Genomic DNA, 26,396 nt, shown 5'->3' with positions numbered 1-26,396 from the left:
TCTAGAACTCGCGCGCCTTGCCGTCAACGGCCGGCCACTCGCGCCACTGCCGGCTCTCGACATTCCGGGCCACGGCTAGTATTTCCGCTGCGGCTTCCGGCGGAAGAAATCTCGATGGATTTGTTAGACATGAACAAGAGACCGGATCAGGCACGGCCAACGCCCCGCGCGGGGATCATGGACATCGACGCCTATGTGCCAGGCAAGAGCACGGCGCCGGCCGGTGTTGCCAAGGTCTACAAACTGTCGTCGAACGAGAACCCGCTCGGCCCATCGCCGAAGGCGATCGAGGCCGCGCGCGAAGTCGCGGCAAAGCTCGACGTCTATCCCGACGGCACCGCCAGGCGGCTGCGCGAGGCGATCGCCGAGGTGCATGGACTGAATGCGGCGAACATCATCTGCTCCAACGGCTCCGACGAGATTTTGGGCCTGCTGGCACAGACCTACCTGGCGCCTGGCGATGAAGCTGTTTTTACCGAACACGCCTTCATGGTCTACAAGATCTACATCCAGTCGGCCGGTGCAACACCGGTCGCGGTCAAGGAAACCGACGAGCGCGCCGACATCGATGCGATACTGGCGGCGGTGACGCCGCGCACAAAGATCGTGTTCCTCGCCAATCCCAACAACCCGACCGGCACCTATGTGCCATTCCAGGAAGTGCGGCGCCTGCATGCCAGCCTGCCGAAAAACGTGCTTCTGGTGCTCGACGCGGCTTACGCCGAATATGTGCGCCGCAACGACTATGAAGCCGGCATCGAGTTGGCGGGCAGCGCCGAGAACGTGGTCATGACCCGTACCTTCTCCAAGCTCGGCCTTGGCGGGGCGCGGATCGGCTGGATGTATGGTCCGATGCACATTGTCGATGCGATCAACCGCATTCGCGGCCCCTTCAACGTCAATGCCACGGCGATCGAGGCCGGCATCGCCGCCATCCGCGACCGCGGCCATATCGAGCGCAGCGTGGTGCATAACGAGAAATGGCTGACATGGCTGAGCGAGGAACTGACAAAGCTCGGGCTCAGGGTAACGCCGAGCGTCGGCAATTTCCTGCTGATCCACTTTCCCGACGACAAGAAGCATTCGGCTGCGGCCGCGGACGACTATCTTACGGCGCGCGGCTTCATCTTGCGGCGCGTTTCCGGCTACGGCTTTCCCAATGCACTGCGCATGAGCATCGGCACCGAAGAAGCCAATCGCGGCGTCATCGACGCCCTGACGACATTCCTGAAAAGCTAGAACGCCATGACATCACCGCTGTTCGAAAAAATCGCGCTGGTCGGCATCGGCCTGATCGGCTCGTCGCTGGCCCGCGTCATCCGCCGCGAGGGGCTGGCCGGCCATGTCGCCATCGCGACGCGCAGCCCGACTACACTGGCGCGGGCGCAGGAACTCGGCCTCGGCGATTCCTACACCACCGATGCGAAGGAAGGGGTGCGCGATGCCGATCTGGTCATCGTCTCGGTGCCGGTCGGCTCCTCCGGCGCGATCGCCGAAGAAATCGCGCCAGCACTGAAGAAGGGCGCCATCCTCACTGATGTCGGCTCGACCAAGGCCTCCGTCATCGCGCAGATGCATCCGCATGTGCCGGAGGGGGTCCATTTCATTCCCGGCCATCCGCTCGCCGGCACGGAAAAATCCGGGCCGGACGCCGGTTTCGCCGACCTCTTCGACAATCGCTGGTGCATCTTTACACCGGTTCCAGGTACTGATCCGGCTGCATTGGAAAAGCTGTCGGAGTTCTGGCGGCGCTGCGGCTCCAACATCGATACGATGGACCCGCAGCATCACGACATGACTTTGGCCATCGTCTCGCATTTGCCTCATATCATCGCCTACAACATCGTCGGCACCGCGGACGATTTGCAGTCGGTGACCAAATCCGAAGTCATCAAGTATTCGGCTTCCGGCTTTCGCGATTTCACCCGTCTCGCCGCCTCCGACCCGACAATGTGGCGCGACGTCTGCCTGCACAACAAGGACGCCATCCTCGAAATGCTGGCGCGGTTCTCGGAGGATCTTGCCTCGCTGCAGCGGGCGATCCGCTGGGGCGACGGCGAAAAGCTGTTCGACCTGTTCACCCGCACCCGTGCCGTGCGCCGCTCGATCATCGAGGCCGGCCAGGACATCGACGTGCCGGATTTCGGCCGGCAGGCGGTTGAGCACCCGGCCAAGGGGTAAGGTCAATTGATATTCAGGTGAGGCCGGCCTGCAAATGGCGGTCTCCTGCGCTTCCGGTGCTCACGTACTTCAAGTACGCTCCGCTCCGGTTCTCGGAAACCAACATTTTCGGCTCGGCCTGACCAGAGTCTCAACGGACCTTGGTTGAGGCTATCATGACGCAGGCCAGTGGGCCGCCATCATCGCCAGCGTCTCGGCCCGGTCCGGCGCGCCCAGCCGACCGCCGAAGCGCTGGCATTTGAGCGCGGCGGCAGCGCTGGCAAAGCGCAAGGCCTGCTCGGGAGGCATCGCCTCCGCCATGCCGACGGCAAAGGCGCCGTGAAACACGTCGCCGGCGGCGAGCGTGTCCACCGCCTTGATCCTCGGCGCCGCGACATGGCGCACGCAGCCGGTCGAATGGTCATGCCACCAGCTTCCCTGTGCTCCGCCGGTAACCGCGACAAAGGCATCGGTACGGCTGGCGAGATCGGCGCAGGCGGTCTCCGGATCCAGCGCCTGGCCGCAGACGATGCGTGCCGCCGGCTCCGAGGCGACGATGTGCGTGGCTAAAGGCAACAGCTGTTCCAGCACCTCCAGCGGCGCGGTGTCGGCATCGAGGATCGCCGGACGGCCCATCGCCCGCGCCGAGGTCAGGGCCAGTGCGGCGGCGCCCGGCCAGCGCACGTCGACCAGCACGGCGTCGAAGCCGGAAAGATCGGCGGGCAATTTCTCGGGATCGGCCTGCGCCTTCGGGTCGTAAAAGGGAACGATGATGCGTTCGCCATGGGCGTCGACCAGGATCGCGGCCAGTGCCGAACGCGCGCCGTTGACGCGCCGGACAAAGCCGCAGTCGACACCTTCGGCCTCGATGCCGGCAATGAGTTGGTCGGCGACGGCATCGTCACCCGCACTTGCCCACAGCGAGACATCGGCGCCGAGCCGCTGCGCGGCGCAAGCAGCACTGGTAGCCATGCCCGAGGCCATCTGGGCAGCGTCGGAGGCGATAAACTTGCCCTGATGCATGGGCAGCGTGTCGAGACGAAGGATGGTGTCCAGCGTCAGCGCGCCAACGCTCAGGAGCCTTACCGGTCTGCTCATTCGTTGTTCCTAATCGACCGGCTTGATCTTGCCCAGCGGAATGAAGCCGAGCGATGCCTTGCCCTTGACGATCCTGAGCGGCATCGACGGTTCGTTGCCGAGCATCGCCAGGCCGGCAAAGCCTTGCTCGATCTCACTCTTGCGCTCGGGGATGGCGGCGCCGAGGATTGCCGCCACCGCCTTGGGATCTTTCAGCCTGATCGTCAGATCGGCATCGATCAGGCCCTCGGCATCGACCGACAGAGGCCCGGAGACGGTAACGCGCGCCGTGCCTGACGAGAGGTCCAGCTTGGCGATGTCGACGGCCTGGCCGCGCAGGCTCTTTACCTGCTTTCCGATCAGCGCGACGCCGTTCTTTAGCGTCGCCTCGCCGCTGCCGTCGAGCGCCGGCAGTACGCGGCCGCCGATGGCGTTGGCGTCGATCTCGAGATCGCCGACGCTTCCAGTGTAGGCGATGTCCTGGCCATCGGGCTGCAATTGCCCCGCCGCCGTCCCGGCGCTGAACAGCGAGACGGGATCCGTGTCGTCGGCTGGGTCGGTCTGGCCGGATAGGCCCTCGGCCTTCAGCGCAATGCGCCGCGGCAGCGGCCAGGAGAGCTTCACGTCTGCCCGCAGTCTGTCCCAGTCGATCCAGAGCGGTGTCATGCCCGGCACGGAGGTCCTGAGCGGCCCGCGCAGGTCGGCGACCGGCGACAGAGGCCGGGTGATCTGCGCGACGGCATTGAAGCTGCCGGTCGAGGCGGCGACATTCCTGGTGTCGTCCTCATAGGCCAGGGTGTCGCAAGAAACGGCAAAGCTGAACGGATAGCCGCTGACGGTCAGGTTGGAGCAACCGGCCTCGATGCCGTTGCCGTTGAGCGCGGCCACCGCCTTGTCGGCTTCGCTCCTGACGCGGTCGGCCAGATAGAACCAGCCGCCGCTGTAGATGGCGAACAGCACGGCGATGAAAGCGAAAAGCCAGAACAGCCGGCGGCGAAAGTTCGGCGGGCGCTCGTCACTTGACGTCATGCTGCAGCTTTCATTAACGCCGCCTGTTGCGGGTGGACTGTCGTTTACGCAACAAGCAGATAGACGGAAAAAGCACCGATTCCGATGCAGTGTCGTCACTCTCGTGCAATCAGGCTTGGCGATATGGGCGATTTTTGGGTTTTTGGCTATGGGTCGCTGATCTGGCGACCGGGATTCGCGCATGTCGAAACGCGGCGCGCCCGCCTTTACGGCTACCGCCGGTCGCTCTGCGTCTACTCCTTCGTGCATCGCGGAACGCGCGCGCGGCCGGGCCTTGTGCTCGGCCTCGACCGTGGCGGCTCCTGTGTCGGGCTGGCGTTTCGCGTGCCCGGCGAGCTGCGCGACGAGGTGCTCACCTATCTGCGGGAGCGCGAACTGGTGACGAGCGTCTACCTCGAACGGCAGCTCGATATCCGCCTCGACAAGAATGGCACGAGCGGGGGCGAGACGGTGAGCGCGGTCGCCTTTATCGTCGACCGCGCGCATGAGCAGTATGCCGGCGGGCTCGACGCGGCGCATGCGGCTGATATTGTCCGCGGCGCCGTCGGCCAGTCCGGCAGGAACGAGGATTATCTGCTCAGCACGCTGGAACATCTGGAGGCGCTGGGCATAAGCGACCACTGGCTGGAAGAGGTGGCCCGGCGCCTCGCGCCTTTGTGAAGCGCTGGCCCGCAGGAAAGAGCAGCCAGGCCTTTGACCTTGGCATGACGAGACCTAGCTTAGCTCCAGCCCCGAACCCTCGGGTTTTCGCCCGTCCCATACCAGCATCACGGAGCCAATCTTGCAGAAACGCCGTCTCGGTCGTACCGACCTTTCCATCGCGCCGCTGGTTCTGGGCGGCAATGTCTTTGGCTGGACCGCCGACGAAAAGACGTCCTTCGACTTGCTCGACCGCTTTGCCGGCGCCGGCCTCAACGCCATCGATACGGCGGACGCCTATTCGCGCTGGCATGCCGGCAACAAGGGCGGCGAATCCGAAACCATCATCGGCAAGTGGATGAAAAGCCGCGGCAACCGCGACGAGGTCATCGTCATCACCAAGGTCGGCTCGGACATGGGCCAGGGCAGGCGGGATCTCTCTGCTGCCTATATCGAAAAGGCGGTCGACCAGTCGCTGAAGCGGCTGCAGACCGATGTGATCGACCTCTATCTGTCGCATTGGCCGGATCCGGCGACGCCTTACGAGGAAACGCTCGGCGCCTACCAGAGCCTGCTCGCCAAGGGCAAGATCCGCCATGCCGGCTGCTCCAACCTCGATGCCGGCCAGTTGCGCGCGGCGCTGGACGTGGCAAGCTTGCGCAGCCTGCCGCGCTACGAAGTGCTGCAGCCTGCCTATAATCTCTACGACCGCTCATCCTTCGATGGTCCGCTGCGCAATCTCTGCCTCGCGGAGGACATTGGCGTCATCAGCTATTACGGTCTCGCCAAGGGGTTTCTGAGCGGCAAATACCGCAGCGAGGCCGACCTCGGCAAAAGCCAGCGCGGCGGAGGCGTCAAGGACTATCTCAATCCACGCGGCATGCGCATCCTGAGCGCACTCGATGCCGTGGCCGAGCGTCATTCGGCTACGCAGGCGGAGGTGGCGTTGGCCTGGGTGATGGCCCGGCCGGGCATCACCGCGCCGATCGCCAGCGCCACGACGCTCGCCCAGATGGACAGCCTGGTACGCGCCGCTTCGCTGAGGCTCGGCGTGGACGATATGGCCGCGCTGGACGAGGCGAGTGCATAGCCGCCGGCGGCCTTTCACCGACGCACGATCGTTCAAGACGCGCCGCGCTGCCTGTCATAGCGTTTTCGCATCGTGGCAAGATGCGGGAAGCCGAGATGGCCGGAGAGGTTCTTTCGCATACGCAGCAGTGGCAGCAATTGCTCGCATTGGTGCTGGCGGCAACCGTCGTCATGGGCAGTCCAGGCCCGGCGACGATCAGCGTCACCGCCGTAGGCGCCGCCTTCGGCCTGCGCGATTCGCTCCGTTACGCATCGGGGATCGTCATCGGCACGATCGCGGTGCTGCTGGTGGTGGCCACCGGCATCATGGCGGTGCTTGCCTCGATGCCGGGACTGGCGCCGCTGCTGGCGATCGCCTCGGCCGCCTACATCCTCTACCTTGCCTACAAAATAGCGACCGCGCCGCCGCTGACCGGGCGTGAAAGTGGCGCTGACCGTCCCACGTTCCTCGGCGGGTTCCTGCTCGCCGTCGCCAACCCGAAAGCCTATGTGGCGATTGCCGCCGTGCTCGCCGGCGCTTCATCGGGAGCCGGGGATCTCGGCATCCCGGCCAGGCTGGCGGTCCTGGCCTTGATGATCGTCGCCATCCATGCGCTGTGGCTTCTCGCCGGGGCGGCCTTCGCCCGCTTCCTGCGTCAGCCGCTGGCTTCGCGCATCATCAATCTGGCGTTCGCGGCAACGCTGGTGCTGACCACAGCACTGGCGGCGTGGCCGTGAGCCGACCGGGCGGGATGGCTGGGGATCAGGCCTTCGCCTTGTTCGCCGCGCCGAGTTCTGCCAGCCGCTTGACTGCCGTCGGCGGCATCGGCGGCGGGTTTGGCGCGCGCGAGGCCTCAACAAGCATTTGGTCGCAGGCAGCTTCCGTCTCGCCGATCAGCCGCTCCATGAACTCTTCCCTGTCGAGCCCTGCGGGGATCGGCGGCAGGAAGCGCGCCTTTACGGTGCCGGGGTAGCGCAGGAACTTGCGGCGTGGCCAGTAGAGGCCAGCAACATGCGCCACGGGCACCACGGGGACGCCAAGCTGGGTGTAGAGCTCGACGATGCCATATTTGTAAGCCGGCTCGTCGCCCGGCGCGCGGCGCGTGCCTTCGGGATAAATGATCAGCTGGCGCGGATTGCGCGCCATCTCTTCCCTGGTCGCGGAGACCACCGCCTTCAGCGCCTTTGAGCGGCTGCCGCGATCGACCGGGATCATGCGCATCTTCATGATGTACCAGCCGAAGAAGGGGATCCAGGTCAGTTCCCGCTTCAGGATGTAGAGCGGGTCCTGCAAGAATGGGAAGAAGGCGATCGCGTCCCAGAACGACTGGTGCTTCGGCGCCAGGATGAACGAGCCCTCGGGCAGGTTTTCGAGGCCGGTGATCTCGCTCTTGGTGCCGGCGATCTTGTCGTAGAGCCACATGCAGGTGCCTGACCAGAATTTCGGCACGAACCAGGCACGATGGCGCGGCGAGAGGAAGTAATACGGGGTCCAAAGGACCATCTGGACGATCAGGTTGACGTAGAAGACGAGGTTGAACGCCAGCGAGCGGATGTAGAGCATGCGGGAAGGGCCCGGTGAGGAGGTGTGCGTTGGTTACACCAAGCGCGGGCAAAAAGGAAACGCGATGCCGGGAATGATCCCGGGCTTGCGCGCCATCTACCACATGATCTGCGTCAGGCGCTCCTTCAGACGCGGCGCGGCGAAGTCGAGGAATGCGCGCAGTTTTACCGGCAGCAGGCCCTGGCCGGCATGGACGAGGCTCACCGGCCATGGCTGCAACTCGAACTCCTGCAGGATGGGGCACAGCGTGCCGGAGCGGACCTCGGCGGCGATCTGGTAGGACAGCACCTTCGTCACCCCGACGCCGGCGATAGTGGCATCGATCGCGGCTTCCGCCGTATTGACCCGAAGCCGAGAGCGGACCGGAATGGCAAGTTCGCTTTTGCCGGCGACGAAGGTCCAGGCTGCGGGGGCGGAGAGGTTCTCGAAGGTGATGCAGCTGTGCGCCGCAAGGTCTTGCGGGGTTTGCGGCGTGCCGTGGGCGGCAAGATAAGCGGGGCTAGCGCAGACGACGCGGCGGATCGAACCGACGCGAATGGCGACCAGGCTCGAGACGGGCAGATCGCCGATGCGCACGGCAAGGTCGATATGCTCCTCGACCAACTGGGTGATCCGGTCGGCGAACGTCAGCCGGACTGCCACTTCGGGGTAAGCGGCGAGGAAGGCAGTGACGACCGGCAGGACATGCAGGCGGCCAAAGACGATCGGCGCGGTGATGATCAGTTCGCCGGTGGGCACGCTGTATTCGCCGGCGGCGCTGCGTTCGGTCTCGCCGAGGTCGTCCAGAATGCGGCGGCATGCGACCAAATAGGCCTGCCCGGCATCGGTCAGCGTCAACCGTCGCGTCGACCGGTTCAAAAGACGCGTCTTCAGATGTCTTTCCAGATCGGAGACCTTGCGGCTGACCGTCGCCAGCGGGATGCCGAAACGGCGCCCCGCCGCGGAAAGGCTGCCGGTCTCCACCGCGGCGACGAACAGCGACATGGCCTCGAGACGATCCATAATTCTCCCGAAAAATGGAAGTATGAGTTGCAGATATGCCATCTACATCCGAAAGATGGAAGGTTCTACCTGTCGTGGGCGATGACCACAGGTTCCCCGAGGAGGTTTCCCATGAATGCCCACACCTTCACCAGCGACGTCGCCTTCACACCGACCGTCAAGGCGATCCAGAGCCGCAAGGGTTCGCGCGATGCTTATGCCCGCGTCGAGGGGCGCGGCGGCTGGCAATCGGAAATCACCCCCGACCTTGCCGGCTTCATCGAGGCGCAGACCAGCATCTTCCTGGCGACGGCCAATGGCGAGGGCCAACCCTATATCCAGCATCGCGGCGGGCCGGCCGGGTTCCTGAAAGTGCTCGACGAGCGCACGGTCGGCTTTGCCGACTTCTCCGGCAACCGGCAATTCATCACCCAGGGCAATCTGAGCGACAATTCCCGGGCTTTCCTGTTCCTGATCGACTACGCCCGCAGGCAACGCATCAAGATCTGGGGCACGGCCCGCATCGTCGAGGACGACGTCGAGTTGATGGCGAAGCTGATGCCAGGGGATTACAAGGCGCGCCCCGAGCAGGTCATCCTGTTCACCGTTGCGGCCTGGGACGCCAATTGCCCGCAGCACATTCCGCAGCGCTTCGAGGCGGCCGACGTGGCAGCCGCGCTGGCCGAGCGCGACCGGCGCATAGAACGTCTTGAAGCGGAGATTGCCGGCCTGCGCGCCGCCTTGGGCACTGCTGCTGCAGAGAGATGACCGCCAGCAGCGCTCAGTTGTGCGCTGTCGCGGCTTGCGCCACCGCGATGCTGCCGGTCTGGCGAGCCGGCACGATGCCGCGGGCCAGCGCCAGCACATATTTGCTGTACTCGGTCAAAAGCACGCGCAGCGCTTCCGGCTTGGTCAGCCAGCCACCATTGCCGAGATTGGTGTTGACCACCGGGTAGGGTTCGAGCCTGGCGCCATGCAGCAACCGGCTCATCTCCAGCAGGCTGCGCGGCATGTGGTAGTTGTTGGTGACGAGGATGACGGTACCGTAGGCGTGGCTCTCCACCCATTTGGCGCTCTCCTCGGCGTTGCCGATCGTGTCGAGCGCGGCACGGTCGATGTCGACGCAGCAGGAAAACAGTGCCTTGTCGCCGCCGGTCGCGGCCTGGAGCTGGCGGCGGCTGGCCGAAGGGTGGACGCCGCTGATCAGCAGACGCTCGCCCTTGCCGGAGGCAAGCAGGTCCATCGCCGCGTCGAGGCGAGACTGCCCGCCGGTGAGCACGATGATGGCGTCGGCCTTGGCCGGATTGGCTGGCGTGGTCATATGGCTGACTGTGCTGGCGAACCAGCCGAAACCGCCGGTAAACAACGCGGCCAACACGAGAATGGAGAAAGCGGAGATGCGCAAGGCTCTTGCCAATCGGCTCGGCCAGCCCCGGGCATGCGAAAGGGAACCAACCACTGGCATCTGTCCAGCCGTTCCGGTTGAATCCCTCGCGTCCATCATCCTATGGTTAATCCTGAAATGTGGCCTTTGATAGGAAAAAATGCGCACATTGCGTTACGTCAGTTTTCTGCCCGTGATCGTTCCTGGTTAAGTTTCGTTTTCTTCTGCATGCCGCCATCCCAACCTCAGCCCGCGTCCGGCTGACGGATGTCGATGTCGCTGAGATAGGTGACCACGGTGGCATGCGACGTCGCCGCCGTCAGCGCGCCGATCACCAGGACCATCAGGCCGACGCCGAGATAGCCCGCCGATCCGATGGCGAAATTGCCGAAAAGGGCGGTCGCCTGGTCGGCCTGCGGCGTCGCCATATTGCGCGACGACCACCAGGAAAAGACAATGAATACCAGAATGGCGGCGGCCCCGCCGGCGGCAGCACCCTTCATACCGGTGACCAGGAAGTGCCAGCGGAATTCGCGCGCGATGAAGCGCGCCTCGGCGCCGACGAAATGCAGCACCTCGATGATGTGGCCGTTGCCGGCCATGGCGCCACGCGTTGCGAACACCACAGTCAGCACGGTGGCCGATAGCATCAGCGCCAGCACGGCGATGCCGATGGTCACCGTGGTGCGGGCCATGGCAACCAGCCGATCGACCCAGGTGCGATGATCGTCAAGTGCGGCACTCGGCAGCTTGGGCGTGATCGCGGCGCGCATGGCGGCGAAGTCGGGCGGGTTGTTCTCGTCGATGGTGACGACGACCAGGCGCGGCACCGGCAATTCGTCGATGTTGAGGCCCGAGCCCAGCCACGGCTCCAGCAGCCGGGCGGTCGCGTCGCGGTCGATGATCTTGGTCTCCTTCACGCCAGGGAATTCGCCGGCGATCTGCGAGGCCTGGGCAAGGGCTGCCTCCATATCGAGACCTTCGACCGGTTTGATCTGGATCGTCGCCTCGCGCGAGATCTGGTTCTCCCAGACGGACGCGGTGTCGCGCACCAGCGTCACGGCGCCGAAGGTCAGGCAGGACAGGAAGGTCATGATGGCTATGACCAGCACCAGAGCCCGGCCAGCAATGTTTTGCGCCGGCACGATCGGCGCCATCTTGCGCTGGACGCGCTGCGCCGCGCCGGCCATCTCGGCGGGCTGTTCGTGCAGGTGTTCTGCGGAAAGCTCAGTCATAGACATCAAGCCTCCCGCCGGCCAGGATCATGCGCCGCGCGTCGACCTGCTCCATCAGGCCGAGATCATGGGTTGCGATCACCACCGCGGTGCCGAGACGGTTGAGCTCGATGAACAGCCTGAGCAGCCGGCGCGCCAGCGGTGGGTCGACATTGCCGGTCGGCTCGTCGGCAAGCAGGATCTCGGGTTGCTCGATCAGCGCCCGGGCGATCGCGGCGCGCTGTTTTTCGCCGCCCGACAGCACCGGCGGCAGCACATGCATGCGCTCGCCGAGACCGACCCATTTCAACAGTTCGGTGACGTCGGTGCGATAGCTCGCTTCCTCGCGCCCGCGCACGCGCAGCGGCAAGGCCACGTTCTCATAGGTGGTCATGTGGTCGAGCAGACGGAAATCCTGGAACACGACGCCAATACGGCGCCTCAGATGCGGCAGTTCGCTGCGCGAGATGCGCGAGCGGTCCTTGCCGAAGATGGTGATCAGCCCGCGCGTCGGCTTCAGCGACATGAACAGAAGGCGCAGCAGCGTCGTCTTGCCAGCGCCCGAAGGGCCGCTCAAGAACTGGAACGAGCGCTCCGGAATGTGCAGGGAAATGTCACGGAGGATTTCCGGACCCATGCCATAGCGGAGGCCGACATTTTCAAAGCGGATCACGTTCGACGACCTGAAACTTGCAGCGGCGGCGTGCCAGCCCTTTCTCTCAAATGACCATCGGCCGGCATGGTTAACCGTCGGTTAATTTTCGGTGTTTTTCGGTTCAACAAAGGGGTTCCGGTGGGGAAGCGTTAACCATTTCCGTTTACGCAAAAGAAACGAAGACGAACAAGGGCCATAATGGCTGAAGATCGAACCGCGCGCCCGGTTTCCGGCGAAATCATGACCGGGCTGGGGACAAGTGCCGCGGCGGAACCGCGCGCGCCGGCCGCCGACATCGTCGATGCCGATTATGAGGTGCTGCCGCGCCATGGCGTCAAGGCGGAAATCCTGTCGCCGCCTGCATCGCGCATGAGCGATGCGCCCTCGATCGAAGGCATGGAGATGCTGCGCAAACCCGAAGCCGCAGCAGAGCGCCCGCCGGCCTCGCGCGGCGGGCCGATCTTCTGGATCGCCGGCGTCGGCGCGGCACTTGCCGCCTTCTGGGTCTCGGGCGGCCACGCACTGGTGCGCCAATCGCCGTTCTGGGCCGCCGAGCGGCAAGCCGGTGTCGCGGTCAGCATCTCGGGCGTCACCTCGCGCATCGATGCTTCGGGGCTGAAGCCGGTCCTGTTCGTCGATGGCGAAGCCGCCAATGACGGGGCAAAGGCCGCACCGTTGCCGCCTCTGGAGATTCGGGTCACCGGCAATGACAGCCGGGTAACGCGCTATACGCTGGGGACATCCAGCCGGTCCTTGGCGCCCGGCGAAAGATTCGGCTTTTCCAGCCGCCTCGATGTGCCTAGAAACGGGGTCAAGGCCGTATCGGTCACATTCGCCGGCTAAGGCTCGGTCCAGGAACCGGTTTCCTGAGATCGTGTGCAAAATCAAAAAGGTCTACAGCGCTTCCGCAGGCCCAAAAGGCCGTGGCCCTGTAGGCAGAGCGCCTGGAGGGCCAACAATGCCAGTTGTGCGTGGCAAGGACATCGAGGTCCTGTTTTCGGCGTCGGCGATCGCCCGGCGCAATCTTGAACTCGCCAAAGAGATAGCCGGTCACGACTACCACGACCTCCTGGTGATTTCGGTGCTGAAGGGCTCCTTTATCTTTGCCGCCGACCTCATCCGCGCCATGCACGATGTCGGCCTGTCGCCGGAGGTCGAGTTCATCTTCATTTCCAGCTATGGCGCCGGCACCACCAGCGGCGAGGTGAGGGTGCTGCGCGACATTGACAATGAGGTCGCCGGCCGCGACGTGCTGCTGATCGACGACATTCTCGAATCCGGCAAGACGCTCTCCTTCACCCGTGACCTGATGCTGTCGCGCGGCGCCAAAAGCTGTTCGATCGCCGTTCTGCTCGACAAGCGCATGCGCCGCCAGACGGCGCTCAACGCCGATTATGTCGGCTTCGACTGCCCCGACTATTTCGTCGTCGGCTACGGCATGGATGTCGCGCACGCGTTTCGCGAATTGCCGTTCGTAGGCGTCGTCAAAGGGGATGCATAAAAGCCGTTCGCGGTTCAGGAAAAGTCAACTTTTCACCGCCAAATATGCCGCCCATGGCAAAGCTTCTGATCGTCGAGGACGATGAGTCCGTCCGCACTCTCGCCGCCCGCGCGCTTGAACGCGATGGGCACAGCGTGGCCATCGCCGCCGATGGCGCACAAGGGCTGGCGCTGATCCAGCAGGCCCGTGGCGGCTACGATCTGGTGGTTTCCGACATTCGCATGCCGGAGATGGACGGCATCGAGATGGCGACCGCTGCAGCGAAGCTGTTCCCGGCGATGAAGATCCTGCTGATGACGGGCTATGCCGACCAGCGCGAGCGCGCCGAGGAACTGAACGGCATCATTCTCGACGTCGTGCAGAAGCCGTTTACGCTGGCCGAGATCCGCGCCCGTGTTGGACGCGCGCTGACCTGTTTCGCCTGATCGCCTTTTTGTTTTTCGCAATTTCGGACAGAAAACCGCTGCCCACCTTTCCTGAAATGCTCTAAGCCGCGTCGCCGGTTGCGGCGAGCGCGGGTACGGCACTGCGGCGCCGCTCGCCGTTGAGCGCCAACAGGCCGGCGCCGATAATCAGCGCCGCACCTAGCATCGTGGTTCCCCTGGGCACCTCGGCGAAGAACAGAAAACCCCAGAGCGGCGACCAGAGGATGCCGGTGTATTCGAAGGTGGCGACGCGGTTGGCCGGCGCCAGTCGGTAGCCCTGCGACAACAGGATCATGCCGGCCGAAGCGACGAAGCCGCAGGCGGCCATCTTGAGGAAATCCGGCAGCGCGGGCCACGCCCATGGCCGAACCAGGAATTCGAGGCTCGGATGGACCGCATGGGTGATGCCGGCGAGGTGAAACGCGCCGGCGACCACGATGGCGCCAGTGAGATAGGCGCCGTTCTGGTAGAAGGCCATGACCGTCGACGATTCGGTATCGCCGATCCTGCGCGCCATAAGTTGCGAAAAACCGTAGAGCGCCGCCGAGCCGAGCGAGAGCAGGGCCGCCCAGTCGAACAATCCGGCGCCGGGGCGCAGCATCACCAGAACGCCGACCAGGCCGATCAGAACGGTCGCCAGCGTCTGCCATGAGACGCGCTCGCCGAGATAGGGGCCGGCCAGCGCCATGATGAATAAAGGCGCCATGAAATAAAGCGCCACCGCGTCGGCCAGCGGCAGGGCGGCGATCGCCAGATAATAGACCGTGTAGGACGAGAACTGGATGAAGGCGCGCAACGTCAGCAGGCCGAAGCGCCGCGACAGCAAAGCCCGCAATCCAACATCGGCGTGGACGAGAACGATCAGTATGGGAAGAGCGACGATCGCGCGGATCGCCATCACCTCGGTCACCGGATAGGCTCCCGATACCGCTTTGACGAGCGGGTCCTGCAGCGAAAAGACCAGGACGCCCAGACAGAGGCTCAGGATGCCAAGCGTCATCCGGTTCTGCATATGCTTCGGCCGCCCGCGAGCCACTGCCTACATAAAAAGAACCCGCCACCGTTTTCGGGCAGCGGGTATGAGTGAGGACTCTTCGATTGGTCCGCAACCGATTTCGCGGTCACATATCCAATGGGAGAGGTGACTATCGGCTGGCGTTTGACATGTTGCAAACGAATTGAAATGATGTCAGCGATCAAAAATTCTTATGGCGAATTGCGATGAAGCCTACCCTCGACAGCGACCTCCTGCGCACCTTCGTCGCGGTGGCCGAGACCGGCAATTTCACCAAGGCGGCGGAACAGGCAGGCCGCACCCAGTCGGCTGTCTCAATGCAGATGAAGAAGCTCGAAGGCATGGTCGGCGACAGCCTGTTCGAGCGCGGCTCGCGCGGCGTTTCGCTGACGCGCCGCGGCGGTGAATTGATCGTCAATGCCAGGCGCATCGTCTCGCTGCTCGACGAGACGGCGGCGTCGCTGGTGGCGCCGCCGCTCGATGGCCCGGTGCGCATCGGCATCCCGGCCGAATATGGACATTCGATCCTGTCGCGCGCGCTCGGCGCCTTCGCCAAACGCCATCCGCAGGTCGAGGTCACGGTGCGCTACGCCCATTCCGACTCGCAGATGCGGGCGCTGGCGGCGGGCCAGCTCGATCTCGCCGTGGTGTTCGAATGGGAAGGTCTGTCGGGCGGCGAGGTGCTGATGCATGACCCGACCGTCTGGGTCACGTCGGCCATCCATCACATGCATGAGGAGCGGCCGGTGCCGATCGCGCTCTACAACCGCGGCGGCTGGTGCCGCGACTTCGCCATCAAGTCGCTGGAGCAGCGCGGCGTCGGCTACCGCGTCGCCTATACCAGCGACACGAATGGCGGCCTGACGCTCGCCGTGACCTCGGGCCTGGCGATCGCGCCGATCTCCCGCAGCAACATTCCCGCCGGCTGCCGCGAGCTCGGCGCAGCCGACGGCTTCGGCGACATCGATTCCTCGAATGTCGTTCTGCACCGTAATCCGAGCGTTTCCGGCGAAGCCATCGACAGCATGGAACAGGCGATCCGCGAGGCGTTCATGCTCACCAGTCAGGCGGGTATCACGCCGGATCTGTGACTGTCGGGGCGGGCATGTCCTCGTAGAAGGTCAGGCGGTTGCCGAACGGATCGCCGACGGTGACTTCCTTCGTCCGCCAGGGCGTCTCTTCCAGCCCCGGCCTGGCAAAGCGGTATTTCTTGCCGATCAGTTCGCGATGCAATGCCGCGATATCGGCCACCGCGATGCGTATGTGGGAGCCCGGCGAGCCGTCGCCGTGATGCTCGCTCAGATGCAGTTCGCAACCGTCGCGGGCAATGCCTGTATAGAGCGGCGCATTGTCGTCGAAGCGATGTTCGAACCGCACCTCGAAACCGAGAAAGCCGAGATAGAATTCATGCGCCTTGGCGATGTCGAAGATGCGCAGGATCGGGGTGCTAGCACCGAGCTTCGGCATGGCGTTGCGACCGTTCGAGGAGATTGGGGTGGCAGGACCCGCTATTTCAGGTCCAGCAGCCGCTCGAGATAGCTGCGTTCGATGTCGGGGCTGAGCGCATTGCCGAGCCGCTTGCGGATTGCTTCCAGGATCTGGCGCGCGCGCTGGACGTCGATCTCGTCAGGCACCTTCACCTCGGTGCCGTCGTCGGGACCCCTTGTGGCGCGCGGCCGGCCGAGCGGGTCGCGGTCGGCGTTCTGCTGGCGGCCGCCCTGCTCGCTGCCGCCCTCGTCGCCCTGCATGGCCTGCATCTGCTTCATCATGTCCTTGGCGCCCTTGCGCAGCGCCTCCAGCGCGCGGCCCTGGTGGCCGACGGCTTGGTCGCCCTCGCCCTCGCCGAGCGCCTGTTCGGCATTGCCCATGGACTTGCCGGCCTCGCCAAATCCCTCATTGGGCTGCATGCCCATGCCTTCCAGCCCCTTCTTCAGCTGCTCGAGGTCGCTTTGCAGCTTGCCTTGGCCTTCCTGAAGCTGCTTCAGCGCTTCGGCGAATTCCTGCGGCGTCATCTGCTTCGGGCGGGCGAGCGGATCGCGGTCGTCGCCCGGGCCGGGTTTGTCCTCATCCTGGCCGCCACCGTTTTCGCCGAGCTGCTCGTCGCGATTCTCGCCGCGCTGGCGCTGGCCGCGTTGCATCTGGTCCATGCGGAAAGTGTCGTTCATCATCTCCTGCTGGCGTCGCATGATCTCGCCGAGCTTGTCCATCTGCTGGCGCATCTCGCTGTCCTGCTCGCCGCCGGGCTGGCGACGGCCGGCCTGCAAATTGTTCATCATGTCCTGCAATTCCGACAAAAGCTGCTGGGCGCGGTCGCGGTCGCCTGATTTTGCCAGGTTCTCGATCTCGTCCATCATGCGATCGATGTCGCTCTGGCGCAGCTCCTGGCCGTTCTGCTGCATCTGCGGTGCGTTCGGGTTCTGCTGCGCGCGCTCGGCGAACTCCTGCAGGAACTGGTTCATCGCCTCGCGCAGTTCTTTCATCAACTTGTCGATCTCTGCGTCGCTGGCGCCGTTCTTGATGGCGTCCTGCAGGGCCTGCTGTGCCTGGCGCAGCCGCCTTTCGGCCGCCGACAGATTGCCTTCCTCAATGCCGAGCGCGATCTCCCAGAGATAGGACACCACGTTGCGCAACTGGTCGTCGTTGCCGGCCATCTTCAGCCGGCTGTGGGCGCTCATGATGGCGAGATAGTGCGCCATGTTGTCGAAGGTGTCTTCGGGGCGCAGCGTGATGGCATCCATCAAGTCGAGCACGCGCGGCTTGGCATTGGCGTCGAGCGCCAGCATGCGGCGCTGCTCGATCACGGCTCTCGCCAGCGGATTGGAGAAGGGCCGTTCCGGCATGACCAGGGTCTTGGTTTCACTGCTCGCGGTGTGTCCGGCGTCGTCGGTGGCGACAAGCGTCAGCTTGATGTTGCTGCCGGCCCAGACGTGCTCGGTCAGGTCCTTGCTGGTCTTGGCGGCATTGCCCTTGCCGCCGCGGCGAGGCAGCACCAACGGTAGATCGGGCGGGCCATAGAGCGGATGCGCATTCGGCGGCTGCGGGTCGGCGGGCACGATAACCGCCTTGGCGGAGGCTGCGCCATAGTCGTCGTCGATCTGGTAGTTGAGCTCGAAGGCACCGTTGACGGCACGCTTGGGTTCGCCGACGAAACGGATCGTCGGCGGCTTGTCAGGGATCACGGCGAAGGCCCAGTGGCCGAGGTCATCCTCGCCCGACTTCAGCGTCAGCGTGCCGTCGCTGGTCAGCTTGCCGGTGAACCGGCGCACCTTGGGCGCCGCCGTGTTCGCCACAGGCTTGGCTGCAGGGGGCCCGGCGGGGTCTATGGCGCGGGCATTGCCGTCCTTGTCGGCGTAATCAAGCGTTTCCTCGCCCGAGCCGCCGGTGACGCGCAGCGAGACATCGCTGCCTTGCGGAACGGTGAAGGTCGGAGCGGCCTGGTTGGCGTCGGCGGTGAGGAAGATCGGCGGCTTGCCGGTATAGGCTGGCGGCGTCACCCAGGCATCGATGCGCGGCGGCACGGTGTCGCGCGCCGCGCGCGCCACGAAGCCGTCGCTCAACTTGCCGCCCGAGGGGCCGAAGGAGAAGGCAAAGGCAGTGACGAGCAGCAGCACCGCCACGGCGCGCAAGCCCCAGCGGTCGCGCTCCGGCACGCGTGTGCGCGGCCGGTCGCCGCCAAGGTTGCCCAGCCGCTCGGCCATGCGTTTCTGGTGTTCGCGCCACAGCGCCTGCGAAAAGATGCTCTCGCGCCCGCTCGGCCGGTCGGTCTGCACCAGAACCGGGCTGTGCAGAAGCTCGTTGGCCGCTTCGATGCGCCGATCGATCTCAGCGGCGGAGGGCAGGCGGAAGAAACGCAGCGGATAGAGGGCGGCAAGGGCGGCGATGGCGAACGCTGCAAGGACGCCGATGCGCGCCGGATCGGGCAGAAGCGAAAACAGGCCGAGCCATGAAACACTGAGGAACAGGCTGGCGATAATGATCAGCGGCAGAAGCAACGGCCAGCCGCGTTCGACAACCATTGAGACCCGCGTCGCCAGCCGGCTCAAGGCAAGACGCCCGGCCAGTCCGCGATCGCCGCTGGAAGTGGGTCGTTCCGTCATCGGCCCTTCCTGTCCGGGCGGGATAGCCCGAACCTTACGGACAGAAGTTTACCAGCAAACACGGCAAAGGCGAGGCGGTTCCGAAAACGAGAAGAATTCTTGACCGGTTATGGTCAGAATTTTGCGGGATTGGTGTTCGCGCCGCACACCAGAACCGCAATACGCTCGCCCGGCGCCGGCTGGTAGCGGCCGGACAGCACGGCCGCGAAGGCCGCCGCACCGCCCGGCTCGGAGATGATTCGCACCCGGTCCCACAGCGCTTTCTGGGCGGCGATGATGTCGTCGTCGCTGACCAGAAGGGAAAGTTCGACATAGGCTTCGGCGATCGGGAACATCATTTCGCCGACCCGCTTCGGCGCCAACGAATCGGCGGCGATGCCTTCGGCCGGCGCGTCGACGGGCCGTCCGGCCTCGAAAGCGCGATGCAGCGTTGGCGCGCCTTCCGGCTCGATGGCGACGATCCTGATGCGGCCGGCAAACCAGGCGGCGATGCCGCCGATCAGGCCACCGCCACCGACGGCGACGAGCAAGGTATCGATCTCGGGCAGGTCGGCTTCTATCTCGAGACCGAGCGTGCCTTGCCCGACTAGCGTCTCCTCCTGGTTGAAGGCGTGGATTTGCAGCGCACCGGTTTTCTCGGCGAAGCTCTCGCTGGCGGCCAGTGCCTCGGCGTAGCGGGCGCCGCCGACGACCAGTTCGGCGCCGTAGCCGCGGATCCGGTCGAGCTTGGCCGGCGGGCTCACTTCGGGAACGAAGATGGTGGCCTTGTGGCCGAGCCGCATGGCCGCATAGGCGACAGCCGCGCCATGATTGCCGCCCGACGCGGCGACGACGCCGGCCTCGGGCACGGGGCGTTCGAGGAGGTTGGTGAAGGCGCCGCGTGCCTTGAACGAGCCGGAATGCTGCAGGCATTCGAGCTTGAGGTCGACGGCCAGGGACGGGCGGCCGAAATCGGCCATGTCGACGCGCAGCACAGGCGTGTGGCGCACGAAGGGCCGGATGCGGGGCTCCATCGCGGCAATGCGTTCGCGGGTGATCAAAGTGCTGCTGGCCATATCTTGCTCTCTGGGGTTTGAAGTGGACCCCGGTTCGGGACCGCAGCCTATTTCAACCAGTCGGGCACCGAGTCCAGTCCGATCAGTTCGTCATAGGTCTGGCGCGGGCGCACGACATGGAAACGGTCGCCGTCAACCAGCACTTCCGGCACCAAGAGCCGGGTGTTGTAGGTGCCGGCCTGCACCGCGCCATAGGCGCCGGCGGTGGCAATCGCGATCAGGTCGCCGGCCTTCAGCCTGGGCAGGTCGCGGTCGAGGCCGATATAGTCGCCGGTCTCGCAGACCGGGCCGACCACGTCGACCGTCATGCGCGGTGCTGCCGCCGGCTGCTGCACCACCGGCCTGATGTCGTGGAAGGCGTCGTACAGCGTCGGCCGGATCAGGTCGTTCATGGCGGCGTCGACGACGAGGAAATTCTTGGCGTCGCCTTCCTTCACGAAGATCACTTCCGAGACCAGGATGCCGGCATTGCCGACGATCAGGCGGCCCGGTTCGAACATGACCTTGAGGCCGAGCTTGGTGACGTGCTTCCTGACGATCTCGGCATAGGCGTCGGGCAGCGGTGGCGGGCTGTTGTCGACTCGGTAGGGAATGCCGAGGCCGCCGCCGAGATCGACATGCTCGATCGCATGCCCGTCGGCGCGCAGCGCGCCGACCAGATCGACGAGCAGGGCAAAGGCATCGTCGAAGGGCTGCAACTCGGTGATCTGGCTGCCGATATGGGTGTCGATGCCGGTGACCTTGATGCCGGGCAGCGCTGCCGCACGGGCATAGACCTGCCGCGCCTTCTGCCAGGGAATGCCGAACTTGTTCTCGGCCTTGCCGGTGGAGATCTTCTTGTGGGTCCTGGCGTCGACGTCCGGGTTGATGCGCAGCGAGACCGGCGCCACCTTGCCGAGTGCCGCTGCGCGGGCCGACAGCAGCTCGAGTTCGGGCTCGGATTCGACGTTGAAGCAGAGGATGCCGGCTGACAGCGCAAAGTCCATTTCGCGCGCGGTCTTGCCGACGCCCGAAAACAGGATCTTGCTGGCCGGGATGCCGGCGGCCAGCGCGCGGCGCAACTCGCCTTCCGATACGACGTCGGCGCCCGCACCGAGCCTGGCCAGCGTGCGCAGCACCGCCTGGTTGGAATTCGCCTTCATGGCATAGCAGACCAACGCGTCGAGCCCGGCAAAAGCCTGGGCAAAGACACGAAAATGCCTGGTCAGCGTCGCCGTCGAATAGCAATAGAACGGCGTGCCGACGCTTGCGGCGATGTCTGAAATCGCCACGTCCTCGGCGTAGAGCACGCCGTCGCGGTAGTCGAAATGGTTCACGAGAGTGGTTCCGGAAGTTGGAGCACGATGAGATCGGGTGATCTCATCGGCTCTAGAGCAGCGGGTCGAGAATGAACTTCTTGTCCTCGACCGGTTTTTCCGGCTCCGGCGGCACGGGCTGCTTGGCTTTCTCGGCGTCCTTGCGGGCCTGCACGGCGGCCTCGTAAGGGGTGTCGAGGCCGGCCTTCCTGCCGCAGGCCGTCACGGCGGCCATCGCCGCCAGCAACGTCAGCGTCACCAAAATCCTGCTTCCGGTCATCGATCCATCCGTCCGAGAAAAATCCGTTGCCTGCTTCTAGCGAAATTTTTGGGCCTTTGCACCCCGGCAAATCAGGCCGCCGCTGAGGTCACGCCTTGGCCAGACGCTTTTTCCAGTAGCGGATCTGCTTCCTGACTTCCGATGGTGCGGTGCCGCCGAAGCTCACGCGGCTCTTGACCGAGTTCTGCACGGCCAGCACCGAAAAAATGTCCGCGGTGATGCCGGGATGGATCGATTGCAAATCCTCCAGCGAGGTCTTCTCCAGACCTACCTTCTTTTCCTCGGCCAGCGCCACCGCGCGGCCGGTGACGTGATGCGCCTCGCGGAACGGCAGGCCGAGCGTGCGCACCAGCCAGTCGGCAAGGTCGGTCGCGGTCGCATGGCCGGAGCCCGCCGCCTTCTTCATCGCGGCAGCATTCACTGTCATGTCGCGCACCATGCCGGTCATCGCCGCCAGCATCAGGTCGAGCGTCTCGGCGGCGTCGAAGACGGATTCCTTGTCTTCCTGCATGTCCTTGCCATAGGTCAGTGGCATGCCCTTCATGACCGTCAGCAGGCCGACAAGATGGCCGGTGACGCGGCCGGTCTTGCCGCGCACCAGTTCGGCGGCGTCGGGGTTCTTCTTCTGCGGCATGATCGAGGAGCCGGTGGAGAAGCTGTCCGACAGCCTGACGAAACCGAATTGCGGCGTCGACCAGATGATAATCTCCTCGGCCAGCCGCGACAGATGAGTGGCGCAGATCGCCGCCAGCGCCAGGAACTCGAGCGCGAAATCGCGGTCCGAGACGCTGTCCAGCGAGTTGCGCATCGGTTCGCGGAAGCCGAGCGCCTTGGCGGTCAGGTGGCGGTCGATGGCAAAGCTGGTGCCGGCAAGTGCTGCCGCGCCGAGCGGGCTTTCGTCCATGCGCTCGATGGCGTCGCGCACCCGCGACAGGTCGCGCGAGAACATCTCGACATAGGCCATGCAGTGATGGCCGAAGGTCACCGGTTGCGCCGCCTGCATATGGGTGAAGCCCGGCATCACGGTTGCCGCATGCTCCTCGGCCCGCTCCAGGAAGGCGGCGATCAGTCCCTTCAGCGCTTCGGCGACACGCAAGCACTCGTCCTTGACCCAAAGCCGGAGGTCGACCGCCACCTGGTCGTTGCGCGAACGGGCGGTGTGCAGGCGGCCGGCGGCCGGGCCGATCAGATCGGCGAGGCGAGCCTCGATATTCATGTGGATGTCTTCCAGCCGGGTCGAGAATTCGAAGCTGCCGGCCTCGATCTCTTTCAGAATCGTGTTCAGCCCGTGAGCGATTTTTTCTTGATCGGCCGCCGAAATAATGCCCGTTTGCGCCAACATATCGCTATGCGCGATCGAGCCTCTGATGTCCTGCGCGTAGAGCTTGCGGTCGAACGAGATCGACGCGTTGATCGCTTCCATGATCGCGCCCGGACCCGAGGCAAAACGTCCGCCCCACATCTGGTTGCTGGCCTTCTTGTCGCTCATCGCTATAAACCCGTGCTCCGGAGCAGTTTTAAGAAAATGGCAGACGGCAATAGATTATTCCCGGCCCCGCGCCTCATCCTCGCCGCCTTGGCGGCGGGCGTGCTGGCCGGCGCGGTCGCGGTATATGTCAGCGAGAGCGGTTCTGGCAACAACGCCGGGCGCCAAGCCGCTGCCGGCGACGGCAAGGACGATGCCGTCTGCGCGGCAAAGGCCGACCGCGCCAAGAAGGTTGCGGCTGCCGCCACCGGGCAGGTTGCAGCACTTTTGCCGGCCGACCCGCCGCAATCGCTGAAAAGCCTTGCCTTCAACGATCCCGACGGCAAGCCGATGACGCTCGCCGACCATGCCGGAAAAACGGTGCTGCTCAATCTTTGGGCGACATGGTGCGCGCCATGCCGTGCCGAGATGCCGGCGCTCGATGCGCTGCAGAAGGAAAAGGGCAGCGATGCCTTCCAGGTCGTCGCGGTCAATGTCGATACCGGCGACGACGCCAAGCCGAAGAAGTTTCTCGGCGATATCGGCATCGAGACGCTCGGCTATTACCGGGATTCGACGATGGGGCTGTTCAACGACGTCAAGAAGCGCGGCCTGGCGTTGGGCCTGCCGGTGACGATGCTGATCGATGGCGATGGCTGCCTGATCGCCCATATGAACGGCCCGGCCGAATGGTCGAGCCCCGACGCCAAGCGGCTGGTCGAAGCCGCACTTGGCCCGTCAGATTGAGCGCAGCGCAGCGGCCGGCTCCAGCATCAGGATGCTGCCGCCGCGTTGCCTGGCGTCGTCGTTGACCGCTGGCCCCGTCACGCCGGTCAGTTCGCCGAACGTCTCGATCGGGCTCGGCCTGCCAAGATAAAAGCCTTGTCCGATCTCGCAGTCCTCGGCGTCGAGGAAGCGCAGCTCGCCCAATGTCTCGACGCCCTCGGCCAGGACAGGCAAGCCAAGGCCGCGACCCAGTCCCAGCACGGCGCGAACGATCGCAGCGACCTGGCCGTTCCTGTCGACCGATTTGATGAAGGAACCGTCGATCTTGATCTTGTCAAAGGGGAAGGCGCGAAGGTTGGAAAGCGAGGAATAGCCGGTGCCGAAATCGTCCATGGCGACGCGGACGCCGAGCGCCTTGACCTGTCGCAAGGTCGCCAGCGCGCGCGGCATGTCCTTGACCAGCGCGGTTTCGGTGATCTCCAGCTCGAGCCTGCCCGGGGCCAGGCCGGATCGAAGCAGAACTTCGTGCACCTTGCGGCTGAAATTCGGATTGTGCAGCTGCACGGCCGAAACGTTGACGGCGACCGTCAGCGGGTTCTTCCAGCGGGCGGCTTCCTCGCAGGCCGTCGCCAGAACCCACTCGCCGATCTGCAGGATGGCGCCGCTGTCCTCGGCCACCGGGATGAACACGGCCGGGGAAACCTCTCCGCGCTGCGGGTGCTGCCAGCGGATCAGGGCCTCGAAGCCGATCATCCTGCCGCTGCTGATTTCCTTCTGCGGCTGATAGACGAGGCGAAATTCATTGCGCGCCACCGCCTGGCGCAAATCATGTTCCAGCACCCGCCGGTCGCGCGCCTCGGCGCCCATCGAGGCCTCGAAATAGCGGTAGGTGTCCTTGCCCTCGGCCTTGGCGCGGTAGAGCGCGGTGTCGGCATGGCTGACGAGGGCTGCCTGGTCGTCCGCGTCGAGCGGGTAGAGGGCGATGCCAATGCTGGCCGAGACCAGGCCACCGCCGGGCGACAGCTTGTTCTCCTCGCGCATGGCGGCAAGCACTGCCTCGGCGATACGGCCCGCCGCCTGAGGATCGGGAAGGTTCGGCGCGATGATGGCGAACTCGTCGCCGCCGAGGCGCGCCAGCATCTGGCCGTGGCGAAGCACGGCGGAGGCGCATTGCGCAACCTTTTGCAGCATGGCGTCGCCGGCGGCATGGCCGAAGAGATCGTTCACTTCCTTGAACCGGTCGAGGTCGAGCAGCAGCAGCGCTAGATTGCCGCCCTTGCCGCCTCGGTCCGCCGCGGCAATTTCGGCTTCGAGGCGGCTCGTGAAGCTGCGGCGGTTGGCAAGCCCGGTCAGCGGGTCGAAATGAGCGAGGCGGACGATCTCCTGCTCGGCCTTCTTGCGTTCGCGGATGTCGCGAACAGCGACCACATTGTGCGGCTTGCCGCAATAGTCGATGCTTCTGGCGATCAGCTCCACGGGTATGTGGGCACCGTCGTGGCTTCGCAGTTCGGCTTCCTGCGCCTGTCCTTCGATCATGCTCGACGCGGCACGCTCGCCGAACAGATCGCCGAGCAGCATCGTGTTCAGCGTACCGGCCGCGATGCCGGTCAGCGCCGCGATGCTGTCATTGGCGCTGACGATGCGAGCGCCGTCGCAGACGATGAGACCCTCCACGGCGGCATTGGCCAGGCCATGCATGCGTTCGGCCTCGACCTTGTGACGACGGAAGCGCAGATCGATCCAGAGTGCCGCGGCCGAAAGCACGAGGATCACCAGGCTGACCGCGGCGGCGGCGAAGGCCTGTGACATCGGTTCGACAGTGTATTTCGATATTTCTATGGAGCTGTCCGGATAGATCGACACCGCGGCCATGGCGATGAAATGCAAGGTGCAGATCGCCAGCGTCAGAAGCACGGCGGCGACGATTGTCCCTGATGTCGAGGGCCGGCGCAGCACGACGAGAAGCGAGAGTGCGGCAAGCGTGATGCCGGCCACCAGCGAGACGGCGACGAGGAGCTGATCCCAGACGATCCGGCCCTGCACCTCGAACGCCGCCATGCCGGTATAGTGCATGGTGGCGATGCCGCCGCCGAGCACGGCGCCGCCGACAAGGTAGTGATCGATGCCGCCGCGCAAGGTGGCGATCCACATGCCGACGGCGGTCAGGATGACGGCGGCGGCAAGCGAAAGCACGGAAAGTTCTGCATTGTATGCGTTCGGAATTCCCGGCGAGAATGCAATCATGGCGATGAAGTGGGTCGCCCAGATGCCGAAACCGGTCGAGGTGGCGGCAATCATCAGCCAGGCGTAGCGGTTTCTGTTGGTCGACCGGTCAACATGGCGAAGCAGATTGATCGCGGAGAAGGAAGAAATGCCACAAATAAGCGCCGCCAGTGCAACCAGTCTCAGATCGTGTTCGTGCACGATACAATTATAGACGGTCAACATCTCGCTTCACCTGATCTTCCCGCAACAATCAAGGCAATGGTATTGTTTAGGGCTCGACGGTTGAAGAATCAGTTATCGCGCATGCAACCGCAGCGTGCTGTGCCGGGTTGTGGTAGCGGCGGGAGGTTCATGTTGTTGCTGCAGGGCAGCCGGATTGGCAATTCTTTTGAGATCGGTTGCCTGCATGCAAACGAACCTCGCACGCGAAAGGGGCGAAGTTCACCGATCCGCAACAAAACCGTTGTCCGATCGTCATGAGCGACACATATTGCCGTTGCGGGAGCGCCCCTTTCGCCAATGACAAACGGGAGATGAAAC

General features: G+C 64.7%; 26 protein-coding genes. 11 read left to right on the top strand and 15 right to left on the bottom strand.

Annotation, left to right across the window (positions count from 1 at the left end; genetic code table 11):
• Window positions 1-129 precede the first annotated feature (129 nt).
• Together hisC and AC04SI_RS20495 are read left to right on the top strand one after the other, a co-directional pair.
• The gene (gene hisC, locus AC04SI_RS20500) at window positions 130-1,239 is read left to right on the top strand and encodes a histidinol-phosphate transaminase (RefSeq protein WP_404283749.1); all 1,110 of its coding nucleotides are present in this window, start codon (window positions 130-132) and stop codon (window positions 1,237-1,239) included.
• Window positions 1,240-1,245: 6 nt separating this feature from the next.
• Entirely contained in the window at window positions 1,246-2,181 is a 936-nt protein-coding gene (locus tag AC04SI_RS20495) for a prephenate/arogenate dehydrogenase family protein (RefSeq protein WP_488474786.1), read from the top strand.
• Between the two features lie 153 nt (window positions 2,182-2,334).
• On the opposite strand, the gene AC04SI_RS20490 is transcribed toward AC04SI_RS20495, so the two are convergent.
• Window positions 2,335-3,258 (bottom strand): sugar kinase, encoded by a 924-nt coding sequence (locus AC04SI_RS20490; protein WP_404283751.1) that lies wholly within the window; start codon window positions 3,256-3,258, stop codon window positions 2,335-2,337.
• Window positions 3,259-3,267: 9 nt separating this feature from the next.
• Entirely contained in the window at window positions 3,268-4,266 is a 999-nt protein-coding gene (locus tag AC04SI_RS20485) for a DUF2125 domain-containing protein (RefSeq protein ID WP_404283752.1), read from the bottom strand.
• Between the two features lie 123 nt (window positions 4,267-4,389).
• Between AC04SI_RS20485 and AC04SI_RS20480 the strand changes: the two genes are divergently transcribed.
• The 3 genes from AC04SI_RS20480 (at window position 4,390) to AC04SI_RS20470 (ending at window position 6,711) form a co-directional block, all read left to right on the top strand.
• The gene (locus AC04SI_RS20480) at window positions 4,390-4,926 is read left to right on the top strand and encodes a gamma-glutamylcyclotransferase (RefSeq protein WP_404283753.1); all 537 of its coding nucleotides are present in this window, start codon (window positions 4,390-4,392) and stop codon (window positions 4,924-4,926) included.
• A gap of 121 nt (window positions 4,927-5,047) precedes the next feature.
• Window positions 5,048-5,995, top strand: a complete 948-nt coding sequence (locus AC04SI_RS20475; RefSeq protein WP_404283755.1) for an aldo/keto reductase — start codon at window positions 5,048-5,050, stop codon at window positions 5,993-5,995.
• A gap of 95 nt (window positions 5,996-6,090) precedes the next feature.
• Window positions 6,091-6,711, top strand: a complete 621-nt coding sequence (locus AC04SI_RS20470) for a LysE family translocator (protein WP_404283757.1) — start codon at window positions 6,091-6,093, stop codon at window positions 6,709-6,711.
• A gap of 25 nt (window positions 6,712-6,736) precedes the next feature.
• Here AC04SI_RS20470 and AC04SI_RS20465 read toward each other — a convergent pair whose 3' ends face one another.
• Window positions 6,737-7,537: a lysophospholipid acyltransferase family protein gene (locus AC04SI_RS20465; protein WP_404283758.1), complete on the bottom strand. Its 801-nt coding sequence runs from the start codon at window positions 7,535-7,537 to the stop codon at window positions 6,737-6,739.
• A 96-nt stretch (window positions 7,538-7,633) separates the two neighbouring features.
• Complete coding sequence (locus tag AC04SI_RS20460; RefSeq protein WP_404283760.1) at window positions 7,634-8,539, bottom strand: LysR family transcriptional regulator; 906 nt, start codon at window positions 8,537-8,539, stop codon at window positions 7,634-7,636.
• 111 nt (window positions 8,540-8,650) lie between these two features.
• Between AC04SI_RS20460 and AC04SI_RS20455 the strand changes: the two genes are divergently transcribed.
• Window positions 8,651-9,286, top strand: a complete 636-nt coding sequence (locus tag AC04SI_RS20455) for a pyridoxamine 5'-phosphate oxidase family protein (RefSeq protein WP_404283762.1) — start codon at window positions 8,651-8,653, stop codon at window positions 9,284-9,286.
• A gap of 13 nt (window positions 9,287-9,299) precedes the next feature.
• Here AC04SI_RS20455 and AC04SI_RS20450 read toward each other — a convergent pair whose 3' ends face one another.
• The 3 genes from AC04SI_RS20450 to ftsE all read right to left on the bottom strand — a co-directional run bounded on the left by AC04SI_RS20450 (window position 9,300) and on the right by ftsE (window position 11,789).
• Complete coding sequence (locus tag AC04SI_RS20450) at window positions 9,300-10,022, bottom strand: YdcF family protein (protein WP_404283763.1); 723 nt, start codon at window positions 10,020-10,022, stop codon at window positions 9,300-9,302.
• Window positions 10,023-10,147: 125 nt separating this feature from the next.
• Window positions 10,148-11,137 (bottom strand): cell division protein FtsX, encoded by a 990-nt coding sequence (locus AC04SI_RS20445; protein ID WP_404283811.1) that lies wholly within the window; start codon window positions 11,135-11,137, stop codon window positions 10,148-10,150.
• Window positions 11,130-11,789, bottom strand: a complete 660-nt coding sequence (gene ftsE / locus AC04SI_RS20440) for a cell division ATP-binding protein FtsE (protein ID WP_006200215.1) — start codon at window positions 11,787-11,789, stop codon at window positions 11,130-11,132. The genes AC04SI_RS20445 and ftsE overlap by 8 nt, the downstream gene beginning before the upstream one ends.
• A 177-nt stretch (window positions 11,790-11,966) precedes the next feature.
• Here ftsE and AC04SI_RS20435 point away from each other — a divergent pair, with 177 nt between their 5' ends.
• From AC04SI_RS20435 to AC04SI_RS20425, 3 genes are all read left to right on the top strand, one after another.
• Entirely contained in the window at window positions 11,967-12,614 is a 648-nt protein-coding gene (locus tag AC04SI_RS20435) for a hypothetical protein (RefSeq protein WP_488474788.1), read from the top strand.
• A 115-nt stretch (window positions 12,615-12,729) separates the two neighbouring features.
• Window positions 12,730-13,272 carry a hypoxanthine phosphoribosyltransferase gene (gene hpt / locus AC04SI_RS20430; protein ID WP_006200213.1) on the top strand — a complete coding sequence of 181 codons (543 nt, stop codon included), beginning with the start codon at window positions 12,730-12,732 and terminating at the stop codon, window positions 13,270-13,272.
• A 53-nt stretch (window positions 13,273-13,325) separates the two neighbouring features.
• Window positions 13,326-13,697 carry a response regulator gene (locus AC04SI_RS20425; protein WP_192182480.1) on the top strand — a complete coding sequence of 124 codons (372 nt, stop codon included), beginning with the start codon at window positions 13,326-13,328 and terminating at the stop codon, window positions 13,695-13,697.
• 61 nt (window positions 13,698-13,758) lie between these two features.
• Here AC04SI_RS20425 and AC04SI_RS20420 read toward each other — a convergent pair whose 3' ends face one another.
• Complete coding sequence (locus AC04SI_RS20420) at window positions 13,759-14,709, bottom strand: DMT family transporter (RefSeq protein WP_404283765.1); 951 nt, start codon at window positions 14,707-14,709, stop codon at window positions 13,759-13,761.
• Window positions 14,710-14,918: 209 nt separating this feature from the next.
• Here AC04SI_RS20420 and AC04SI_RS20415 point away from each other — a divergent pair, with 209 nt between their 5' ends.
• The gene (locus AC04SI_RS20415) at window positions 14,919-15,803 is read left to right on the top strand and encodes a LysR substrate-binding domain-containing protein (RefSeq protein WP_404283767.1); all 885 of its coding nucleotides are present in this window, start codon (window positions 14,919-14,921) and stop codon (window positions 15,801-15,803) included.
• On the opposite strand, the gene AC04SI_RS20410 is transcribed toward AC04SI_RS20415, so the two are convergent.
• The 6 genes from AC04SI_RS20410 to argH all read right to left on the bottom strand — a co-directional run bounded on the left by AC04SI_RS20410 (window position 15,787) and on the right by argH (window position 22,928).
• Complete coding sequence (locus AC04SI_RS20410) at window positions 15,787-16,179, bottom strand: glyoxalase superfamily protein (protein WP_404283769.1); 393 nt, start codon at window positions 16,177-16,179, stop codon at window positions 15,787-15,789. The genes AC04SI_RS20415 and AC04SI_RS20410 overlap by 17 nt on opposite strands.
• A 41-nt stretch (window positions 16,180-16,220) precedes the next feature.
• Complete coding sequence (locus tag AC04SI_RS20405) at window positions 16,221-18,809, bottom strand: TIGR02302 family protein (RefSeq protein WP_404283771.1); 2,589 nt, start codon at window positions 18,807-18,809, stop codon at window positions 16,221-16,223.
• 113 nt (window positions 18,810-18,922) lie between these two features.
• Window positions 18,923-19,864: a threonine/serine dehydratase gene (locus tag AC04SI_RS20400; RefSeq protein WP_404283773.1), complete on the bottom strand. Its 942-nt coding sequence runs from the start codon at window positions 19,862-19,864 to the stop codon at window positions 18,923-18,925.
• Window positions 19,865-19,911: 47 nt separating this feature from the next.
• A complete protein-coding gene (gene lysA / locus AC04SI_RS20395) occupies window positions 19,912-21,180 on the bottom strand; it encodes a diaminopimelate decarboxylase (RefSeq protein ID WP_404283774.1) in 1,269 nt (422 codons plus the stop codon).
• A 52-nt stretch (window positions 21,181-21,232) separates the two neighbouring features.
• Window positions 21,233-21,439 (bottom strand): hypothetical protein, encoded by a 207-nt coding sequence (locus AC04SI_RS20390; protein WP_120016324.1) that lies wholly within the window; start codon window positions 21,437-21,439, stop codon window positions 21,233-21,235.
• A gap of 88 nt (window positions 21,440-21,527) precedes the next feature.
• On the bottom strand, window positions 21,528-22,928 hold the full coding sequence (gene argH, locus AC04SI_RS20385; protein ID WP_404283775.1) for an argininosuccinate lyase: 1,401 nt from the start codon (window positions 22,926-22,928) through the stop codon (window positions 21,528-21,530).
• Window positions 22,929-22,964: 36 nt separating this feature from the next.
• On the opposite strand from argH, the gene tlpA reads away from it, so the two are divergent.
• Complete coding sequence (tlpA, locus tag AC04SI_RS20380; protein ID WP_404283777.1) at window positions 22,965-23,651, top strand: thiol:disulfide interchange protein TlpA; 687 nt, start codon at window positions 22,965-22,967, stop codon at window positions 23,649-23,651.
• Here the strand turns inward: tlpA and AC04SI_RS20375 are convergent.
• Window positions 23,643-26,078: an EAL domain-containing protein gene (locus tag AC04SI_RS20375; RefSeq protein ID WP_404283779.1), complete on the bottom strand. Its 2,436-nt coding sequence runs from the start codon at window positions 26,076-26,078 to the stop codon at window positions 23,643-23,645. The genes tlpA and AC04SI_RS20375 overlap by 9 nt on opposite strands.
• Window positions 26,079-26,396: the final 318 nt, after the last annotated feature.

The organism is Mesorhizobium sp. CNPSo 4689, assembly GCF_057784325.1.
This window is presented reverse-complemented; position numbering and strand designations above follow the sequence as displayed.

Coding starts and splice junctions, on each gene's coding strand:
- AC04SI_RS20415 (WP_404283767.1), top strand. CDS start 14,919: ATGAAGCCTACCCTCGACAGCGACCTCCTGCGCACCTTCGTCGCGGTG.
- AC04SI_RS20450 (WP_404283763.1), bottom strand. CDS start 10,022: ATGATGGACGCGAGGGATTCAACCGGAACGGCTGGACAGATGCCAGTG.
- AC04SI_RS20445 (WP_404283811.1), bottom strand. CDS start 11,137: ATGACTGAGCTTTCCGCAGAACACCTGCACGAACAGCCCGCCGAGATG.
- AC04SI_RS20460 (WP_404283760.1), bottom strand. CDS start 8,539: ATGGATCGTCTCGAGGCCATGTCGCTGTTCGTCGCCGCGGTGGAGACC.
- AC04SI_RS20425 (WP_192182480.1), top strand. CDS start 13,326: ATGGCAAAGCTTCTGATCGTCGAGGACGATGAGTCCGTCCGCACTCTC.
- hisC (WP_404283749.1), top strand. CDS start 130: ATGAACAAGAGACCGGATCAGGCACGGCCAACGCCCCGCGCGGGGATC.
- AC04SI_RS20420 (WP_404283765.1), bottom strand. CDS start 14,709: ATGCAGAACCGGATGACGCTTGGCATCCTGAGCCTCTGTCTGGGCGTC.
- argH (WP_404283775.1), bottom strand. CDS start 22,928: ATGAGCGACAAGAAGGCCAGCAACCAGATGTGGGGCGGACGTTTTGCC.
- AC04SI_RS20485 (WP_404283752.1), bottom strand. CDS start 4,266: ATGACGTCAAGTGACGAGCGCCCGCCGAACTTTCGCCGCCGGCTGTTC.
- AC04SI_RS20480 (WP_404283753.1), top strand. CDS start 4,390: ATGGGCGATTTTTGGGTTTTTGGCTATGGGTCGCTGATCTGGCGACCG.
- hpt (WP_006200213.1), top strand. CDS start 12,730: ATGCCAGTTGTGCGTGGCAAGGACATCGAGGTCCTGTTTTCGGCGTCG.
- tlpA (WP_404283777.1), top strand. CDS start 22,965: ATGGCAGACGGCAATAGATTATTCCCGGCCCCGCGCCTCATCCTCGCC.
- AC04SI_RS20465 (WP_404283758.1), bottom strand. CDS start 7,537: ATGCTCTACATCCGCTCGCTGGCGTTCAACCTCGTCTTCTACGTCAAC.
- AC04SI_RS20470 (WP_404283757.1), top strand. CDS start 6,091: ATGGCCGGAGAGGTTCTTTCGCATACGCAGCAGTGGCAGCAATTGCTC.
- AC04SI_RS20495 (WP_488474786.1), top strand. CDS start 1,246: ATGACATCACCGCTGTTCGAAAAAATCGCGCTGGTCGGCATCGGCCTG.
- AC04SI_RS20405 (WP_404283771.1), bottom strand. CDS start 18,809: ATGACGGAACGACCCACTTCCAGCGGCGATCGCGGACTGGCCGGGCGT.
- AC04SI_RS20375 (WP_404283779.1), bottom strand. CDS start 26,078: ATGTTGACCGTCTATAATTGTATCGTGCACGAACACGATCTGAGACTG.
- AC04SI_RS20390 (WP_120016324.1), bottom strand. CDS start 21,439: ATGACCGGAAGCAGGATTTTGGTGACGCTGACGTTGCTGGCGGCGATG.
- AC04SI_RS20490 (WP_404283751.1), bottom strand. CDS start 3,258: ATGAGCAGACCGGTAAGGCTCCTGAGCGTTGGCGCGCTGACGCTGGAC.
- AC04SI_RS20400 (WP_404283773.1), bottom strand. CDS start 19,864: ATGGCCAGCAGCACTTTGATCACCCGCGAACGCATTGCCGCGATGGAG.
- AC04SI_RS20455 (WP_404283762.1), top strand. CDS start 8,651: ATGAATGCCCACACCTTCACCAGCGACGTCGCCTTCACACCGACCGTC.
- AC04SI_RS20410 (WP_404283769.1), bottom strand. CDS start 16,179: ATGCCGAAGCTCGGTGCTAGCACCCCGATCCTGCGCATCTTCGACATC.